Below are 895 nucleotides of genomic sequence, written 5' to 3'. Positions count from 1 at the left end.
GCTTTGAGATCAACAGTCGGGCCGGCAATGCGACCGTCGCCGACGGCATGGTGGTCGCCGACCGCATGGTGATGGTGGGTGGTCACGCCGCGGGCGCCGGGCAGCGGATCCGGTCCAGCGCAGATATGGCCCATGTGTCCGACCGTAGGGCAGGCACCCAGCCGCTGTCGGCTTCGCGCGGCTGAGACACCGAAGAACCGACAGCTGAAGAACCCCCGACAGAGCTGACGGCTGAAGGACGCGGCTGAAGGAGACGGCTGAAGGCCTCAAGGACAACCGAGGACAGCAGCGGCCGTAAGGACGAGCCGTCCGGCTCGCGGCTCCCGCGGCGGTCGCTGCCCGTCCCGGTGGTAACCCCGGTGATGTCGTTTCGGCATCGCCGGGAAAACGCACTACCGTTGGTGCATGTCCGGATCCAGGGTCCATGAACCGCACCACACTTCCTCCCGGCAGGGACGACGGCGATGAGCGGCGGCTTCCCGTTCGGGTTCACCCCGAGCGGTTCGTCCTCGGGTGGCGCGGACGGCGGCTCCGGCATGCCGTTCGGCACCGGAGCCCCGTTCTTCGCCGAACTCGAACGCCTGTTGTCCTGGCACGACGGTCCGGTCAACTGGGAGCTCGCGCGCCAGGTCGCGGTACGCACCCTCGGCGACGCGGACCGCGCCGTCTCCGAGGCCGACGTCGAGGCCGTCCGCCAGGCGATCCGGCTCGCCGACGTCTGGCTCGACCCGGTGACGCCCCTTCCCGCCGGAGCCACGACCGCGCAGGGATGGACGCGGGGCAGATGGATCGAGGTGACGCTGCCTGTCTGGCGGACGCTGTGCGATCCGGTGGCCGCCCGGGTCGCCGACGCCATGCGCGGCGGTATCTCCAGCGGGCTCGCGCAGATGGGTGA

General features: G+C 70.4%; 2 protein-coding genes. Both read left to right on the top strand.

The window, feature by feature from the left end:
- Positions 1-185: hypothetical protein (locus DD1DGNOD_RS27760; protein WP_206442962.1), on the top strand; the 185-nt coding region annotated here is incomplete at its 5' end.
- A 279-nt stretch (positions 186-464) separates the two neighbouring features.
- A partial coding sequence (locus DD1DGNOD_RS05280) for a zinc-dependent metalloprotease (RefSeq protein WP_165036441.1) occupies positions 465-895 on the top strand: 431 nt, incomplete at its 3' end.

The sequence above is a fragment of the Candidatus Protofrankia californiensis genome (assembly GCF_900634765.1).
GTDB classification, from domain to species: Bacteria; Actinomycetota; Actinomycetes; order Frankiales; family Frankiaceae; genus Protofrankia; species Protofrankia californiensis.
The sequence above is the reverse complement of the archived record's forward strand: the minus strand, read 5'-3'. Positions and strand labels throughout refer to the sequence as shown.